This window comes from Kiloniellales bacterium, assembly GCA_030064845.1.
Lineage (GTDB): Bacteria > Pseudomonadota > Alphaproteobacteria > Kiloniellales > JAKSDN01 > JASJEC01.
This window is the reverse complement of sequence record JASJEC010000056.1, coordinates 1-15,973: the sequence shown is the minus strand read 5'-3', so window position 1 is coordinate 15,973 and position 15,973 is coordinate 1. Positions and strand designations below refer to the sequence as shown.

Below are 15,973 nucleotides of genomic sequence, written 5' to 3'. Positions count from 1 at the left end.
CCGATTTCACTCGGACCAGGAGCGCGCCGTGAGTGTCAACAGGCCCTAGGGCGGACGGCGCACATCCTACCCGATCACGGTGTCTTTTCCACAGGCTTGGCGCCAATAACGCGTAAGGAGAGACCGCCGCGGGCGTTTGCCCCGGGAATTCGAGCGAAGACAGGCATTTTTGACGGAGGGCCGGCGCCGAATTCGCGCCAACCCGCTATTCGAGATGCTCGTCGCCGTCCACGCCGGCCGGCGTCTTTAGGAAAAGCGCGAAGAACGCGCAGAGCAGGGGAATGACGGCGAGGCCCTGCAGCGTCCCCGTCACGCCGCCGAGATAGTCGAACGCGAGCCCGACGGGTAGAGGACCGAGCGACGCGCCGACCACGCCGATCATCTGCCCGGTCCCCTGGATCGAGCCGAGGTGCCGTCGGCCGAAGTAGCGCGGCCAGATGTAGCCGAACAGGGTCATGCTGAAGGCGTTGTTCAGACCGAAGATCAGGGCATAGATCGTCGCCGTGGCGAGATCCGCCGCGAACGTGATCATGACCAGGGAACCCGCCATGACCAGCAGCGCCGCGGCGAAGACGTAGCGGGTCCTCAGGCGGTCGCAGAGGCGGCCGACCAGCGGCATGGTCACGACCATGGTGATCGCCGAGATGGTGAAGAGGCGGGCGGCGACATCAGAGGCGATGCCCTGGGTGCCGAGGATGGTCACCTGGTAGAAGTGCAGGGTGGTGACCAGCATGGCGATCGCGAACCATCCCGCCGCGAGGATATAGAAGGTCCGGGTCTTCAGCGCCTGGGCAAGGGTGATGCCGCTGGCCGCGGCCGGGCTCTGCGGCGCGGACGGCTCGCCTATTGCCGCCGGTGGTCCGGCGGGGGGCCCGCCGTCAGGCTGCAGGCCCTTGTCCTCCGGCTTGTCGTAGACCAGCAGCAGAACCGGCGGGAGCATCACCACCCAGGTCAGAATCCCAAGGACGATCCAGGCCCTGCGCCAGCCGATCTCCTCGACGAGGTATTGGGCGAGCGGCGGATGAACCGCCATGGAGATGCCGAAGCCGAGCGCCATTAGACTGAGGGCGAAGCCGCGCTTGCGGCTGAACCACTGGGAGACCAGGTTGGCGCAGTTCAGCATCAAGGAGCCTTGGCCGAGGAACCGCAGCGCGCCGAAGCCGAGGGCGAGCCAGAAGAAGTTGCTGGCCGCCCCGAAGGCGAGGCAGGCAAGACCGAGCAGGACGACGACGATGGCGGTCATGCGGCGCGGGCCGTGGCGGTCGACCAGACGGCCCATCTGCGGCAGGCAGAACGCGGCGATCAGGGTGGCGAGGCCGTAGGCCGTCGCGATGGTCGCGCTGGAGATTCCCAGGTCGGCGCTGATCGGGCCGACGAAGACGCTGAAGGTATGAGACTGCCCGGGTCCGGAGGTGAAGATCCCGAGGTGCGCGACAGCCAGGACTGCCCAGCCATAGAAGAAGCGGCCGCTGATGCGGTCGAACAGGAATTCCCTGGAAGCGCCCAACACCGCCATCGACCCGCGCAGACCTCCCCAAAGCAGAGGCCCGGCGCTCGGACAACAGCCGCAGCGCCGGACCGCGCTCTAGTTTCTCGCAAAGCAGCGGGATTTGAAAAGGGGACTCGCCGCGCCTCGGAAGGCGAGCCTCCGCGCCCTCAATCCAGCATCTTCTCCGGCAGCCAGAGTGCGACTTCGGGGAAGGCGATGACAATGCCGAGACCGATCAGCTGCAGCCCCACGAAGGGAATGATGCCGCGGTAGATCTCCTGCATGCGCACTTCGGGCGGGGCGACGCCCTTCATGTAGAACAACGCGAATCCGAAGGGCGGCGTCAGGAACGAGGTTTGCAGATTGATCGCCACGAGGATCGCGAACCAATAGATCGCCTGCTGCTGCACTTCCTGGAAAGGCGCGCCCTCGAGGCCGAGATGGCCGGCGAAGGCGGGCGCGATCTCTTTTATGACCGGGGCGAAGACCGGAAGGATGATCAGCGTGATCTCGATCCAGTCGAAAAAGAAGCCGAGCAGGAAAACGACCGACATGAGCAGGAACAGCAGCGCCCAGGTGTGCAGGTCGAGATACTCGATGAACTCGATGATGAGTTCCTCGCCGTAGACCGCCCGAAAGATGTAGGAGAAGGTGGTCGCGCCGACGAAGATGAAGAAGATCATCGCCGTGGTCAGCGCGGTCCGATGGACCACGTCGGTCATGACCTGCTTGGTCAGGGTGCCGTTGACCATGGCCAGCACGATCGAGCCGAAGGCGCCGACGCCGGCCGCTTCGGTCGGGGTCGCCCAGCCGGCGAAGATCGAGCCGAGCACCAGCACGATCAGGAAGATCGGCGGGAAGAAACCCTTCAGAACGGCGCCGAAGAGCGAGTCGCCGTCGGCCCGGCCGATCATCATCGAGGTGCCGAAGATCCCCAGGAAGGCGATCAGGCCCCAATTGGTCGAATCGGCCAAGGGAGTCTGGTTGAGCCCCAGGGCCATGACGATCAGGCCGATCGTCACGCCGGCGTAGGTATAGACCAGCCTACGGTTCGCCGGCTTGAGCTTGATCGCGCCCTCTTCCAACGGCGGCGCCCACTGCGGCCGCGCCGAGGAAATCGACAGGATGTAGATGAAGTAGAGTGACGAGAGAACCAAGCCCGGAAAGATCGCGCCGACGAAGAGATTGCCGACCGAGACCGCCAGCAGGTTGGCCATCAGCACGAGCATGATCGAGGGCGGTATCAAGATCCCGAGCGTTGCCGAGGCGGCGAGCGTGCCGGTCGCGAGCTGCGTTTGGTAGCCCTGCCTCAACATGGTCGGTAGGGCCAGCAAGGTCATCATCACCACGGAGGCGCCGATGATCCCGGTGGTCGCGGCCATGATGGTGCCCATCACCGTCACCGAAAGGGCCAGACCGCCGGGTACGCGGCGCAACAGCACCTGGAGCACGTGCAGCAGGTCGGCCGCGACGTGCGAACGCTCCAGCATGGTGCCCATGAAGATGAAGCAGGGAATGGCGACCAGCACCGGGTTCTGCACGGCCCCGCTCGAGCCGTCGCCGCCCCAGATGCGCGGCAGGATGATGAAGAACTCCCTGAAGGAGAGCAGATCGAGGGCGATGCCGAGAAACCCGAAGACGAGGGCGACGCCGCCGATCGCGATGGCCACGGGCAGGCCGGTGAAGATGGTGAGCGCCAGCGCCAGGAACATGTAGGCGCCCAGGTACTCTGAGAAATGGTCGTAGAGCAGCTCCCACATGGCCCTACCCCCCTCGGCCGGCTTGTTCTTCTTCGATCAGCTTCCTGGCCTCTTCCTCCAGGGCCTCCTCGTCCTCGTGGGCGAAGATATGCAGGTCGGACTCGGCGTCCGCTTTGTCCTGCGGCGTCCCGAAGAGGAAGACCGTGAGGCGCAAGGCCGTGGCGAGCACGGCGCTCAAGACAAGCAGGAAGCCAACCACAGTGAACGACTTGACGATATAGCGCATGGGAATCCCGGTAAGGGATTCGGAGCCTTCGCCCTGGAGCCAGGAGATCTTGACGAAGATGAAGGCGAAGTAGAGCACCAGGGCCAGATAGGGTACGGCCAGCAACAGCAGGCCGCCCAGCTCGATCCAGGCCTGTCCCCGGCGGGACAGCTGCTCGCGGAAGATGTCGACGCGCACGTGGGCGTTCAGCAGGTAGCCGAAGCCGAAGGTCATGAGCAGCAGCACACCGTGCAGATGCCACTCCATGTCCTGCAGCTTGATAGGCTCGATCAGCCAGTACCAGGACAGCTCCGACATGCCGATCCGCAGGAAGTCGACCTTCCGCGTGATCACGTCGAACATGATGATGCCGATCAGCGGCAGGATGAGCCAGCCGGCCAGCTTGCCCAGATTGCGCGGCCCCCAGTCCAGGAAATCCGCCGCCTTCAAGAGGGTCTTCATGGTGCTGCGCCTTCTCCCGGCTCCCGCCCAGGGGAGGACCGGTTGCGGTGAGCGCCTTTTCGCGACTGGGCGGGCCGAAGACCTGGACTGCCTAGTCGGAGAAAGCGTCGCCGAGGAGGAACGACCGGCCGCCCAGGGGCGGCCGGTCGTGCCAGGGGCCTACTTGAGGTAACCCATCTCACCCCAGGTCTTGTACTTCTCGCGGAAGCTGGTGATCGAGTCCCAGATCCGCTTAGAGTCGGGGTTGGTGGCGACTTCCTCGGCGATCACCTCGTCCCAGGCCACCTTCAGCTGGTCGAGCACTTCCTGCGGCCAGCGGTGGTTGGTCACGCCGTCTTTCTCGTTGGCGAGCATGGCCTCGAACTGCGAGGCCTCGCCGTCGGCAACCTGCATCGTGGTCTGCGCCATGCAGGCGACTTCCATCATGGTCTTGTGCACGTCCGACAGTTCGTTCCACTTGTCCATGTTGACCAGGATCTCGTTGGTGGTCGACTGCTGGTGCCAGCCTGGGAAGTAGTTGTGCTTGGCGATCTGGTAGAAGCCGTAGGAGCGGTCGATCGCCGGCATGGAGAACTCGGTCGCGTCGATCGTGCCCAGTTCGAGCGCCGGATAGATGTCGCCGCCCGCCAGCTGCTGCGTCGAGACGCCGAACTTCTGCATGACCTTGGCGCCGAGGCCGAAGAAACGCATCTTCAGGCCCTTGAGCTCTTCGAGGCTGTTGATCGGCTGACGGAACCAGCCCGAGGTCTCCGGCGGGATCACGCCGCACATGTGGTACTTGATGTTGTCACGGGCATACATCTCCTCGGCCAGCTCGATGCCGCCGCCGAAGTGCAGCCAGGCCAGGAACTCCGGCGCACCGGGCCCGAAGGGCCAGGTCGAGAAGAAGTTGTAGGCCGAGTTCTTGCCCTGGTTGGCGCCAGGCGTGCCGTAGGCCGCGTCGATCGCGCCCTGGCTGACCGCGTCGTAGTAGGCGTAGCCGCCGACCAGAGCGCCCGGTTCGAAGACTTTGATCTTGAAGTCGCCGCCGGACATCTTGTCGACCCATTCCTGCACGCGGTAGGGCGGAATGCCGATGACCGCGACGTTCTTGCCGAAGGCCGCGTGCATCTTCCAGCGCACCTTCTTGGCGTCGGCCTCGGCCGAGATGGCGAGACCCGCGCAAACGGCAAGGACACCGACGGCGAGCGATCTGAATGAACTGAGCTTCATGGATTTCGTCTCCCGATTACCCTGTCAGTTATTGGCTTTATTGGACGCGGTGCTCCCTCCAAATCCGCGTCCGGGACGTTCTGTCCGCACGGAGCGACCAACTCTCCGGCCGGCCGACCCGCCGCGCGAGTGTAGCCGAGTCACGCTTCCCGGGTAAACCTATGTCAGGTCAGCAGCCCGTTCCTCCCGCGTCAGGCGACGCGGTAAGCCGCCAGAAAGTCGCGGTCCACGTCGATTCCCAGGCCCGGTCCCTCGGGCGCCGCCGCCGTCCCGCCTTGGGCCGCGACCTGCCCCTCGATGCCCAGTGGGGACTTTAGGACGCCGTCCTTGAAGCGGTTCGGCGTGGTATCGAACTCGAGGCAGGGCTGGGCCGGATAGAGTCCGCCGGGCAGGTCGGGCAGGGCATGGAGCAGATGCAGATTGGTCGCCAGCGCCACGCCGGAGCCCCAGACATGGTTCACCACGGGAATGAAATGGGCGTGGGCCATGGCGACGACCTTGCGGTACTCCGTGATACCGCCCAGGCCGCAGACCTCGGGCTGGAGAACGTCGACGCAGCGCCCCTCGATCAGGTCGCGAAAGCCCCAGCGGGTGAACTCGGCCTCGCCCCCGGCGATCTTGACCCCCAGCTTGGACCGGAGCTCGCGGTAGCCGTCCCGGTCCTCCGGCGCCACCGGCTCCTCGAACCAATGGACGTCCAGGCGCTCGAGTTGGCGGCCCAGCGCCATCGCCTCGTTGATCGAGTAGGCGTGGTTGGCGTCGACCATGAGCCCCATGTCGGGGCCGATCGCCTCGCGGACCGCCTCGACCAGCTCGACGTCCCGGGGCAGGCCGAGCCCGACCTTCATCTTGGTCGCGCCGAAGCCCTTTGCCTTGATTGCCGCAGCCTCCGCCTTGAAGGCATCGGCCAGGTCGCCGCGCCGCTGCAGCATCATGCCGTAGCCATAGACCGGGAGACGCTCGCGGAACCGGCCACCCAGCAGCCGCCACAAGGGCTCGCCGGCATGCTTCCCGGCGATGTCCCAGAGCGCGATGTCGACCCCCGAAAGGGCCTGGATCGGCATGCCCTTCTGGCCGTGGTCGCGCAGCAGGTTGTAGACCTCGTGCCAGATGACCTCCCGGTCTCTGGGGTCCCGTCCCAGGATCATCGGCTGGATGACCTGTTCGACGATCGCCTTATTGGCGAGCGCCACGTTGCCCGGCCCGAAGCACTCGCCCCAGCCGGTCAGGCCGTCGTCGGTGCGCACCTCGACGATGTGCGCGGAGCGGTGGCGGTAGTACTGCTGGGAATAGCCGAGCTCCTCGTCGAGCTCGTACCGCAGGACGTGACTGACGACGGCGCTGATCTTCACGGCAGGTCCCCGGCGACGAGGGGCTTGGTCAGCCTCTCGGCGAGAAGAAGGGCGCCGCGACCAGGATCCGATTCTCCTGCTTGATCAGGTAGCCCGCTTCGGCGCTCAGCTTGGTGTAGGCGATCCATTCCGGGTCGGCCCAGAGCGCGGCCCGGCGTTCGGCCCGGTCGGTCACGTCCTTGTAGGCCCAGACGTGGACGTAGGTGTTGACGTCGCCGACCTCTGTCGTGGCGTAGAGAAAGGGCTGGCCGAGGTTGCGGGTCTGCGGCCCGAGCCCATGCTTCTCATAGAGCTCGAGGTGCGCCTTGATCGTGCCCGGACGACAGGTGTAGGTCCGCTGGTCGAAAATCATGCCGTATCCCCCCTTGGTTCCCTCGCGTCGAGCCGGGCATCGGCGGCCCGGAGCGCCCTGACAGGCGTCCTCACGTTACCCCCGCGCCGAGAATCGGGCCATCCCCTTTCGCCGAGCCGCGAGAACCGGCCCGAGCCGGTATTAGCCTTAGATTTATCTTTGGCCCTCATACCTTAGGACTCCGGCCGGACCCTCCTTCCAGCCGGTCCTTTGGGAAGCACCGCCCGCAGGCTTGAGGGGCCTTACGCATGACCGCTCGCCGGGAGCAAGACAGCCGTCCGTCCGACGCCGCGGGGCGGCCGCCGGGCCAGCAGCCCGCCGACGCCCCGACCGAGCACCGTGTGGTCCCGGGCCGGACCGTCCTCTCCGTCGTGGTTCCCATGTACAACGAGGAGACGGGCGTCGACACCTTCCTGGAGCGGGTCGAACCGATCCTCGAGGGCCTGACCCGGGACCTCGGCGCCGGCTACGAGATCATCTGCGTCGACGACGGCAGCCGCGACGGGACGCTCGCCAAGCTGACGGCGGCGCGCGGCCGGAACCCTTCGGTCAAGGTCATCAGCCTGTCCCGCAACTTCGGCAAGGACGTCGCGCTGACCGCCGGGCTGGACCACGCCACCGGCGCGGCCGTGGTGCCGATCGACGCCGACCTCCAGGATCCGCCGGAGCTGATCCCGGCGCTCTTCGCCAAGTGGCTGGAAGGCTACGACGTCGCCTACGCCACGCGAAGCGAACGCAGCGGCGACAGCCTGACCAAACGCCTCACCGCCAATTGGTTCTACCGGGTCCACAACCGGATGGCCGAGGTCGACATACCGAACGACACCGGCGATTTCCGCCTGATGGACCAGCGGGTGGTCGAGACCCTGCGGGCCATGCCCGAGAGCAACCGCTTCATGAAGGGGCTCTTCGCCTGGGTCGGCTTCCGCCAGACCGGAGTCTTCTACCGGCGCGAAGAGCGCGCCTTCGGCAGCTCCAAGTGGCGCTACTGGCGACTATGGAACTTCGCGCTCGACGGCATCACCTCGTCCAGCACGCTCCCCTTGCGGATCTGGAGCTACTTCGGCTGCGCCATCTCGCTCTGCGCCTTCGCCTACGCCGCCTTCCTGATCGCCCGCACGCTGGTGCAAGGCGTCGACGTCCCTGGCTACGCCTCGCTCATGGTCGTCGTGCTCTTCATGGGCGGGATCAACCTAATCAGCCTGGGGGTGATCGGCGAGTACCTGGGGCGGGCCTATATCGAGGTCAAACGCCGCCCGCTCTACCTGGTGCGGGAAGCCCACGGCCTGGAACCGGAAACCGCCGCCGGCCCAGGGCGTCTCCCGGCCCGGCACGGCGCCGAGGCGCGCGGCGAAGCGGAGGCGGCCCCGAAGGCGAGCGGCTTGACAAGTTCCGAGTAAGACGGTTTCTGGGCGCCGCCCCCATCGCGGAAGACTCGAGAAGACCGGCGAAGCTTGCGCGCCCCGGCCCACCCTGTTAGCTGCTGGACCATGAATCCCGAAGCCAAGAGACCCATGTTCTTCGTCGTCGGCGCGCCGCGCTGCGGCACGACCGCGCTCTGCCGCGCCCTCGCGCGCCATCCGGAAATCTGCATGTCGAAGCCGAAGGAGCCGCACTTCTTCAGCCGGGAGAACATCGGCAAGGACGATCAGGAGACGCTGGACACCTACTTCAAACTGTTCTTTTCCCACCTCTCGCCCGAGCACAAGATCATGGGCGAGGGTTCGGTCTCCTACCTCTACGTGCCGGAGTCGATCCGCCGCACCCAGCACTTTTTCCCGGGCTCCAAGTACATCGTCTGCGTGCGCAACCCGATCGAGATGGTCTACTCCTACCACGCCCGCCTGATCAGCCACATGGACGAGGACATCGAGGACTTCCGCACCGCCTGGGACATGCAGGCCGAGCGGGCCAAGGGCAAGCGTGTCCCGGTCCGCTGCCGCGACCCGCTTGTCCTGCAGTACGCCACGATCGGCAGCCTGGGGCAGCACATCGAGCGGCTGTTCGACATGGTCGGCGAGGAGAACTGCAAGATCGTCCTGTTCGACGATGTGGTGCGCGACTCGGCCGCGGCCTTCCGGGACGTCATCGAGTTCCTCGGCCTGGAAGACGCCAAGGACATCTCGATCGAGCAACGCAATGCGAACAAGGAGCTGCGCCACTCCTGGCTCTACGGCATGATCGTGCGGCCGCCCCGACCAGTGCAGCAGATGATCGCGGTCGCGACCGGCAGCCACCACAAGGTGCCGGACTTCCTGCGCCCCATGCGCCGCAAGGTGAAGCAGATGACACGGGTGCCGGCACAACGCCAGACCATGGACGACGAGACCCGGACCCTTCTGCGCCAGGCCTTCTCCGAGGACATCTCCCGGCTCTCGCGCGTGCTCGGCAAGAACCTCGACCACTGGCAGTAGGGCGCGAAGCGCCACCGGCGAGCCCTCAAGGCCGGTGAATTCGCTCTGGTTCCTAGACCCGAGACTTCGGATTATCGACAATGTCGATGGTTTTCGCCGGCTCAGGCCGCTAGAGCAGATCCGGGTTTGACTGAATCGCCGGAGGCGATCCATCAAATCCGGTGTATCTGCTCTAAATCTAGGATGTAGAGCGAGACATGAAGAAACCGAACATTCTGCTCATCATGGCCGATCAGATGAGCGCCAAGGCCCTGCCGTTCCACGGGCACAGGGTGGTCCGCACGCCGGCGCTCTCGCGCCTGGCCGATGAGGGCGTGGTCTTCGAGAACGCCTACTGCAATTCGCCTCTTTGCGGACCCTCCAGGCTTTCTATGTTGTCCGGCCTGCTGCCCCACAAGGTCGGCGCCTACGACAACGCCCCGGAGTTCCCGGCCTCGACACCGACCTTCGCCCACTACCTACGGCTGAACGGCTATCTGACCTGCCTGAGCGGCAAGATGCACTTCGCCGGACCGGACCAGCTGCACGGCTATGAGGAACGCCTGACCACCGACATCTACCCCTCGGACTTCGGCTGGACTCCGAACTGGGCCGAGCCCGAGGCCAAGGTGCGTTTTCAGGACATGCAGAACGTCGTTGAATCCGGACCCTGCGCCCGCTCGCTACAGATCGACTACGACGACGAGGTCAATTTCCAGGCCGTCCGCTGGCTCTACGACCAGGCACGGAACCCGGAGCGGCGGCCCTTCATGCTGACCGTCTCCTTCACTTCGCCCCACGACCCCTATGTCGCCCTGCCAGAGTTCTGGGACCTCTACCGAGACTCGGAGATCGACCTGCCCGAGGTTGGACCGATTCCCCAGAACCGGATGGACCCCCACAGCGCCCGCATCCACGAGCATTACTCGATCGGCGAGGCGACCGTCACCGAGGAGATCCTGCGCCGGACCCGGCACGGCTACTACGCCTCGATCAGCTACATCGACGACAAGGTCGCCCAGCTCATGGAGACGCTCGACCGCGCCGGCCTGGCCGAGGACACCCTGGTGATCTTCACCTCGGACCACGGCGACATGATGGGCGAGCGCGGCCTGCACTATAAGAAGACCTTCTTCGAATGGTCGGCCCGCGTCCCCCTGCTGGTCCACGCGCCGACGCGTTACCAGGCCCGGCGCGTCGCGGCGCCGGTTTCGCTGGTCGATCTCCTGGCGACCCTGCAGGAGCTCTCGGGCGGACCGGCCGAGGAAATTCTGGAAACCGACGGCCGGTCGCTGGTCGGCCATCTGGAAGGGCGCGCCCCGCCGCCGGCCGCGGTCGCCGGCGAGTTTCTCGCCGAGGGCGTCTTCGAGCCGACCTTCATGCTGCGCGACGAGCGCTTCAAGCTGTTCTACAGCGAGATCGATCCGCCGCTGCTATTCGATCTGGAGGCGGATCCTCTCGAGCTCGAAGACCTGGCCGGATCCCAAGCGCACCGGGAGAAGCTGGCTGAACTGACAGAACAGGCCCGGCGCCTCTGGAACGCGGGCGAGATCAAGGCCAAGATCATCGCCGACCAAAATCGGCGCCGCCTGGTCGAGCGCGCCCACGGCATCGGCAAGCGCCCGGTCTGGGACTATCAACCCGTCACCGACGCCTCGAAGGGATGGGTCCGCGCCGGCAAGTGGACGGCCGAGGTGGAGAGCAAGGCTCACCTCGACCTCCAGAGCGGTCGATGAAGCTGGGGGAGAGATGCCGTTTCACGACAAGCGCGCGGTCCGGCCGCGCCGAAGCTTTATCTTCGCACCGGGCCTGAAGCCCGAGATGTACCCCAAGGCGCTGGCCTCCGGCGCCGACATCGTCTGCGTCGAGCTGGAGGACGGGATCGCGCCGAAGGACAAGGACGCGGCACGAAGCAAGGCGCTCGCCCTCTTCGCCGAACCGCAGGCGGACGACGGGGTGGAACGGATCGTCCGGATCAACTGTCTCAGGACCGCCTTCGGCCTCGCCGACGTCCAGGCCGTCCTGGCGAGCGATACGCCGCCGCCGGCCGTGATGCTGCCCAAGGTAATGGGGCCGGAGGAGATCGTCTGGCTGGACGACCTTCTGACCGAGCGGGGCCACGCGACCCGCCTGCACGTCATCATCGAGACCAACGCCGGCCTGGAGGCGGCCTACGAGGTCGCCCGGGCGAGCCCGCGCATCGACGCCCTCTTCTTCGGCGGCGTCGACATGGCGGCGGAGCTGCGCTGCGAGAACGCCTGGGAGCCCCTGCTCTACGCCCGCTCCCGCCTAGTCCACGCCGCGTCGGCAGCGGGGATCGACGCGATCGACGTGCCCTACCTGGACCTCGAGGACGCCGAGGGCATGGCCCGCGAGGCCGTACGGGCGCGCGACCTGGGCTTCTGCGGCAAGGGCGCGATCCATCCCAAGCAGATCGAGCGCTTGAACCGGGTCTTCACCCCGGACGAGGCCCAGGTGGCCCGCGCCCGGCGGATTATTGAGGCCTTCACCGAGGCCGACACGGGGCTCGTCGTGATTGACGGCAAGCTGATCGAGAAGCCGGTGCTGCGCGAGATGCATCGGATCGTGGCGATCGCGGAGCGGGTTGCCGGCTGATCCCCATCCGGAAAGGTTGGATCTTGCGCGCAGAGCAGGCCGAGACGGGCGGAAGGACGCGCGAGTTCGTGGCGCTGATGGCGCTCCTGACCTCGCTCGTGGCGCTGTCGATCGATGCGATGCTGCCGGCCCTGCCGCAGATTGGCGAGGACCTCGGGGTGGTCGAGCGCAACCACTACCAGCTCGTCGTCACGGTGCTGCTTCTGGGCATGATGGTCGGCCAACTGCTTTACGGGCCGCTCTCGGACAGCACGGGACGCAAGCCCGCCATCTTTGCCGGCCTGCTGATCTTTCTGCTTGGCTGCCTGTTGTCGATCTTTGCGACGAACTACACGGTGATGCTGCTGGGCCGTTTCCTTCAGGGGTTGGGTGCGGCGGGTCCGCGCATCGTGGTGATCGCCCTCGTGCGCGACTGCTATTCCGGCCGAGCGATGGCCCGCATCATGTCGTTCATCATGGCGGTCTTCATTCTGGTGCCGGCTCTGGCGCCGGCGCTGGGACAGGTGATTCTGCTGATTGCCGAATGGCGCGTGATCTTCGTCAGCTTCTTCGTTCTGGCCTCGATCGCCTTCGCCTGGTTCGCCCTTCGCCAAGGCGAGACTTTGCCCCTGGAGAAGCGGCGGCCTCTAAGGCTTCGCGGCGTCGCGGCGGGGGTGATCGAAACCTGCGCCGATCGGCAGGCCTTGGGTTACACGCTGGCGGCGGGCCTGATCTTTGGCGCCTTTGTCGGCTATCTCAGCTCTTCCCAGCAGGTTTTCCAGAGCCTCTACGGCGTGGGCGTTCTGTTTCCCGTCTATTTTGCTGCGCTGGCCCTCGCGATCGGCGGCGCGTCCATTGTGAATGCCCGCCTGGTCACGCGATTCGGCATGCAGTACCTGTCGAATCGGGCCTTGTGGATTCAATGCGGACTGTCCCTCGCCTTCCTCGCGGTGGCCACCGCGTCGAATGGCCCGCCGCCGCTCTGGGCCTTCATGACCTACTTCATGGCGGCTTTCTTCTGTATCGGCATCTTGTTCGGCAACTTCAACGCCTTGGCCATGGAGCGCCTGGGCCACATTGCCGGCGTCGCCGCTGCCGTCGTCGGCTCGCTCACGACCTTCATTTCTGTGTTTCTCGGCACGGTCATCGGTCAAGCCTATGACGGCACGGTGCTGCCGCTGATTGGCGGATTCACGCTGCTTGGATTCGCATCACTCGCCGTTCTTTACTGGGCTCAAGCCGAGTCCGTCGCGAACTAATAGGATCGCGGCAGGCCGAGCACGTGCTCGGCGATGTAGCTGAGGATCAGGTTGGTCGAGATCGGGGCGACCTGGTAGAGCCGGGCCTCGCGGAATTTGCGCTCCACGTCGTACTCCTCGGCGAAACCGAAACCGCCGTGGGTCTGGACGCAGGTCTCGGCGGCGGCCCAGGAGGCCTCGGCTGCCAGCAGCTTGGCCAGGTTTGCCTCCTCGCCCGGGTTCTCGCCGGCGTCGTAGAGCCGGATCGCCTCGCGCAGCGTCAGCTCGGCGGCGCGCACGCGGGCGTAGGCCTCGGCGATCGGGAACTGGACGCCCTGGTTCTGGCCGATCGGCCGGCCGAAGACCCGGCGCTCCTTGGCGTAGCCAGAGGCCTTCTCGATGAACCACTTGGCGTCGCCGATGCACTCGGCGGCGATCAGGATCCGCTCGGCGTTCATGCCCGAGAGGATGTAGCGGAAGCCCCGGCCCTCCTCGCCGATCAGATTCTCCGCCGGCACCGGCAGCTCGTCGAAGAAGACCTCGGTGGTCGCGTGGTTCATCATGGTGCGGATCGGCCGGATCGTCAGCGTCTGGCCGGGCGCTTCGCGCATGTCGACCAGCAGGACCGAGAGCCCCTCGGTCTTCTTCGCCACCTTGTCGCGCGGCGTGGTGCGGCAGAGCAGCAGCATGAGATCGGAATGCTCGGCCCGGGAGGTCCAGATCTTCTGCCCGGAGACCAGGTAGCGCTCCCCGTCGCGCCGGGCGCTGGTCCGGAGCGCCGTGGTGTCGGTGCCGCTGGTCGGCTCGGTCACCCCGAAGGCCTGGAGCCGCAGGCGCCCCTCGGCGATCCCGGGCAGATACTTCCGTTTCTGTGCCTCCGAGCCGTGCCGGAGGATCGTGCCCATGGTGTACATCTGGGCGTGGCAGGCGGCGGCGTTGCCGCCGGCGCGATGGATCTCCTCCAGGATCGCGGCCGCGGCCGAGATCGGCAGACCGGAGCCGCCGTAGTCCTCGGGGATCAAGGCGGCCAGGTAGCCCGCCTCGGTCAACGCCGCGACGAAGGCCTTCGGGTAGGCCTGTGCGCGGTCGCAGTCGCGCCAGTAGGCGCCGGGGAAGTCCGCGCAGAGCCGCGCCACCCCCTCGCGAATCTCGGCGTGATCCAGCGCGTAGCCCATGGCCGCCGGCTCAGCGCATGACGAAGGGGTTGGCCACGCTGGTCTCTTGGGCGATCCAGACCGACTTGACCTGCATGTACTGCTTGATCGCCTCGAGGCCGCTTTCGCGGCCGATGCCGCTGCGCTTGTAACCACCGAAGGGCGAGGTGTAGCTGACCGCCCGGTAGGTGTTGACCCAGACCGTGCCGACCCGGAGCTTCTCCGACATGCGGAGCGCCCGGCCGATGTCCCGGGTCCAGACGCCGGCCGCCAGGCCGAAGTTCACGTCGTTGCCGATCCTGACAGCGTCGGCCTCGTCCTCGAAGGGGATGACCGCCAGCACCGGCCCGAAGACCTCTTCCTGGGCGATGCGCATATTGTTGGAAACGTTGGTGAAGATCGTTGGCTGGACGAACTGGTGGCCCTTGGCGCCTGGGCCCTTGTAGGGGCCGCCGCCGAGCACGCAGTTGGCCCCCTCGCTCTTGGCGATATCGATGTAGTCGAGCACCTTGCGGTACTGCGGCTCGGTCGTCACCGGGCCGACGTGGGTGTCCGGCGACATGGGGTCGCCGATCGTGGCGCTTCTGGCCACCTCGACCAGGCGCTCGACGAAGCGCTCCTGGATCGGGCGCTGCAGCAGCAGACGCGAGCCGGCGATGCAGGTCTGGCCGGTCGCGGCGAAGATGCCGGAGATCGCCCCCATGACCGCGGCCTCCAGGTCGGCGTCTTCGAACACGATGTTGGGCGACTTGCCGCCGAGCTCGAGGGAGACGTGCTTGATCGACTTGGCGGCGGACTCGTAGATCTTCTGGCCCGACAGGTCCGAGCCGGTGAAGGCGATCTTCGCCACGTCGGGATGGTCGACCAGGGCGGCGCCGACCTCGGCGCCGAAGCCGGTCACGGTGTTGACCACCCCGGCGGGGAAGCCCGCCTCCTCGATCAGCGCCATGAACTCCAGGGTCGAGGCCGAGGTGAACTCCGAGGGCTTGATCACGGCCGTATTGCCGGCGGCCAACGCCGGGGCCAGCTTCCAGGCGAGCAGCAGCAGCGGCGAGTTCCAGGGCGTGATCAGGCCGACAACGCCGAGCGGCTCGTAGCGGGTGAAGTTGAACACGCCGTCCTTGTCGGTCGGGATGACAGCGCCCTCGATCTTGTCGGCGAGACCGCCGTAGTAGCGGTACCACTCGGCGAGATAGCGGGTCTGCGCGCCCATCTCGGCAATCAGCTTGCCGTTGTCGCGCACCTCGATCTCGCCGAGGCGCGCGGCCTCCCGCTCGACCAGGTCGGCCAGCTTCATCAGCAGGCGGCCGCGCTGCGAGGGCTTCATGTCGCCCCAGCCGTTTTCGAAGGCCGCCTTGGCCGCGGTGACCGCCTTGTCTGCGTCGGCCGCGTCACCGCGCGCGATCCGGGCCCAGACCTCGCCGTCGTAGGGGTTGGTCGTGTCGAACCAGGCGCCCGAGTCCGGTTGCTCCCAGGCGCCGTTGATGTAGTGCTGGTAGGTCTGCATGGCCGTCTTTTCCCTGTCCTGACCCACTTGGTCCTAGTACCCACTATCAGGATTAGGTGCGCCGTCTGATTGCCGAGGCGCTTGTCCGACTAGGGGGGCGTAGGCCCGGCGCTGCGCGCGGCGCGAAAGCGATGCCGAAGCATCGGTGAGCGCCGCTGACGACGTCGGGCGGGCGCCTCGGCAACCCCGCGGGCGCGTTATCAAGGCTTTCGGCCCCGTTGAGACCAATGGGGGTCGCGCGGCCCTTGTGATGG

General features: G+C 66.4%; 13 protein-coding genes. 5 read left to right on the top strand and 8 right to left on the bottom strand.

Annotated features, from left to right (window positions below; genetic code table 11):
- Nucleotides 1–205: 205 nt before the first annotated feature.
- From QNJ67_17340 to QNJ67_17315, 6 genes are all read right to left on the bottom strand, one after another.
- Nucleotides 206–1,516: an MFS transporter gene (locus QNJ67_17340; GenBank protein MDJ0610743.1), complete on the bottom strand. Its 1,311-nt coding sequence runs from the start codon at nt 1,514–1,516 to the stop codon at nt 206–208.
- Nucleotides 1,517–1,656: 140 nt separating this feature from the next.
- Nucleotides 1,657–3,249 (bottom strand): TRAP transporter large permease subunit, encoded by a 1,593-nt coding sequence (locus tag QNJ67_17335; GenBank protein ID MDJ0610742.1) that lies wholly within the window; start codon nt 3,247–3,249, stop codon nt 1,657–1,659.
- A gap of 4 nt (nt 3,250–3,253) precedes the next feature.
- Nucleotides 3,254–3,916, bottom strand: a complete 663-nt coding sequence (locus QNJ67_17330) for a TRAP transporter small permease subunit (protein MDJ0610741.1) — start codon at nt 3,914–3,916, stop codon at nt 3,254–3,256.
- Nucleotides 3,917–4,075: 159 nt separating this feature from the next.
- Nucleotides 4,076–5,128, bottom strand: a complete 1,053-nt coding sequence (locus tag QNJ67_17325; GenBank protein MDJ0610740.1) for a TRAP transporter substrate-binding protein — start codon at nt 5,126–5,128, stop codon at nt 4,076–4,078.
- Between the two features lie 191 nt (nt 5,129–5,319).
- The gene (locus QNJ67_17320) at nt 5,320–6,480 is read right to left on the bottom strand and encodes a mandelate racemase/muconate lactonizing enzyme family protein (protein ID MDJ0610739.1); all 1,161 of its coding nucleotides are present in this window, start codon (nt 6,478–6,480) and stop codon (nt 5,320–5,322) included.
- Nucleotides 6,481–6,508: 28 nt separating this feature from the next.
- A complete protein-coding gene (locus tag QNJ67_17315) occupies nt 6,509–6,832 on the bottom strand; it encodes an NIPSNAP family protein (GenBank protein MDJ0610738.1) in 324 nt (107 codons plus the stop codon).
- A gap of 248 nt (nt 6,833–7,080) precedes the next feature.
- On the opposite strand from QNJ67_17315, the gene QNJ67_17310 reads away from it, so the two are divergent.
- The 5 genes from QNJ67_17310 (at nt 7,081) to QNJ67_17290 (ending at nt 13,079) form a co-directional block, all read left to right on the top strand.
- Nucleotides 7,081–8,232, top strand: a complete 1,152-nt coding sequence (locus QNJ67_17310; protein ID MDJ0610737.1) for a glycosyltransferase family 2 protein — start codon at nt 7,081–7,083, stop codon at nt 8,230–8,232.
- A gap of 114 nt (nt 8,233–8,346) precedes the next feature.
- Nucleotides 8,347–9,246, top strand: a complete 900-nt coding sequence (locus tag QNJ67_17305) for a sulfotransferase (GenBank protein ID MDJ0610736.1) — start codon at nt 8,347–8,349, stop codon at nt 9,244–9,246.
- Between the two features lie 197 nt (nt 9,247–9,443).
- Entirely contained in the window at nt 9,444–10,961 is a 1,518-nt protein-coding gene (gene betC / locus QNJ67_17300; GenBank protein MDJ0610735.1) for a choline-sulfatase, read from the top strand.
- Between the two features lie 13 nt (nt 10,962–10,974).
- The gene (locus QNJ67_17295) at nt 10,975–11,841 is read left to right on the top strand and encodes a CoA ester lyase (protein MDJ0610734.1); all 867 of its coding nucleotides are present in this window, start codon (nt 10,975–10,977) and stop codon (nt 11,839–11,841) included.
- A 23-nt stretch (nt 11,842–11,864) separates the two neighbouring features.
- Entirely contained in the window at nt 11,865–13,079 is a 1,215-nt protein-coding gene (locus QNJ67_17290) for a multidrug effflux MFS transporter (protein ID MDJ0610733.1), read from the top strand.
- Here the strand turns inward: QNJ67_17290 and QNJ67_17285 are convergent.
- Together QNJ67_17285 and QNJ67_17280 are read right to left on the bottom strand one after the other, a co-directional pair.
- Entirely contained in the window at nt 13,076–14,233 is a 1,158-nt protein-coding gene (locus QNJ67_17285; GenBank protein ID MDJ0610732.1) for an acyl-CoA dehydrogenase family protein, read from the bottom strand. The two genes, QNJ67_17290 and QNJ67_17285, sit on opposite strands and share 4 nt — an antisense overlap.
- A gap of 10 nt (nt 14,234–14,243) precedes the next feature.
- Nucleotides 14,244–15,719: an aldehyde dehydrogenase gene (locus tag QNJ67_17280; GenBank protein ID MDJ0610731.1), complete on the bottom strand. Its 1,476-nt coding sequence runs from the start codon at nt 15,717–15,719 to the stop codon at nt 14,244–14,246.
- Nucleotides 15,720–15,973: the final 254 nt, after the last annotated feature.

Coding starts and splice junctions, on each gene's coding strand:
- QNJ67_17340 (MDJ0610743.1), bottom strand. CDS start 1,516: ATGGCGGTGTTGGGCGCTTCCAGGGAATTCCTGTTCGACCGCATCAGC.
- QNJ67_17335 (MDJ0610742.1), bottom strand. CDS start 3,249: ATGTGGGAGCTGCTCTACGACCATTTCTCAGAGTACCTGGGCGCCTAC.
- QNJ67_17330 (MDJ0610741.1), bottom strand. CDS start 3,916: ATGAAGACCCTCTTGAAGGCGGCGGATTTCCTGGACTGGGGGCCGCGC.
- QNJ67_17325 (MDJ0610740.1), bottom strand. CDS start 5,128: ATGAAGCTCAGTTCATTCAGATCGCTCGCCGTCGGTGTCCTTGCCGTT.
- QNJ67_17315 (MDJ0610738.1), bottom strand. CDS start 6,832: ATGATTTTCGACCAGCGGACCTACACCTGTCGTCCGGGCACGATCAAG.
- QNJ67_17310 (MDJ0610737.1), top strand. CDS start 7,081: ATGACCGCTCGCCGGGAGCAAGACAGCCGTCCGTCCGACGCCGCGGGG.
- QNJ67_17305 (MDJ0610736.1), top strand. CDS start 8,347: ATGTTCTTCGTCGTCGGCGCGCCGCGCTGCGGCACGACCGCGCTCTGC.
- betC (MDJ0610735.1), top strand. CDS start 9,444: ATGAAGAAACCGAACATTCTGCTCATCATGGCCGATCAGATGAGCGCC.
- QNJ67_17295 (MDJ0610734.1), top strand. CDS start 10,975: ATGCCGTTTCACGACAAGCGCGCGGTCCGGCCGCGCCGAAGCTTTATC.
- QNJ67_17285 (MDJ0610732.1), bottom strand. CDS start 14,233: ATGGGCTACGCGCTGGATCACGCCGAGATTCGCGAGGGGGTGGCGCGG.
- QNJ67_17280 (MDJ0610731.1), bottom strand. CDS start 15,719: ATGCAGACCTACCAGCACTACATCAACGGCGCCTGGGAGCAACCGGAC.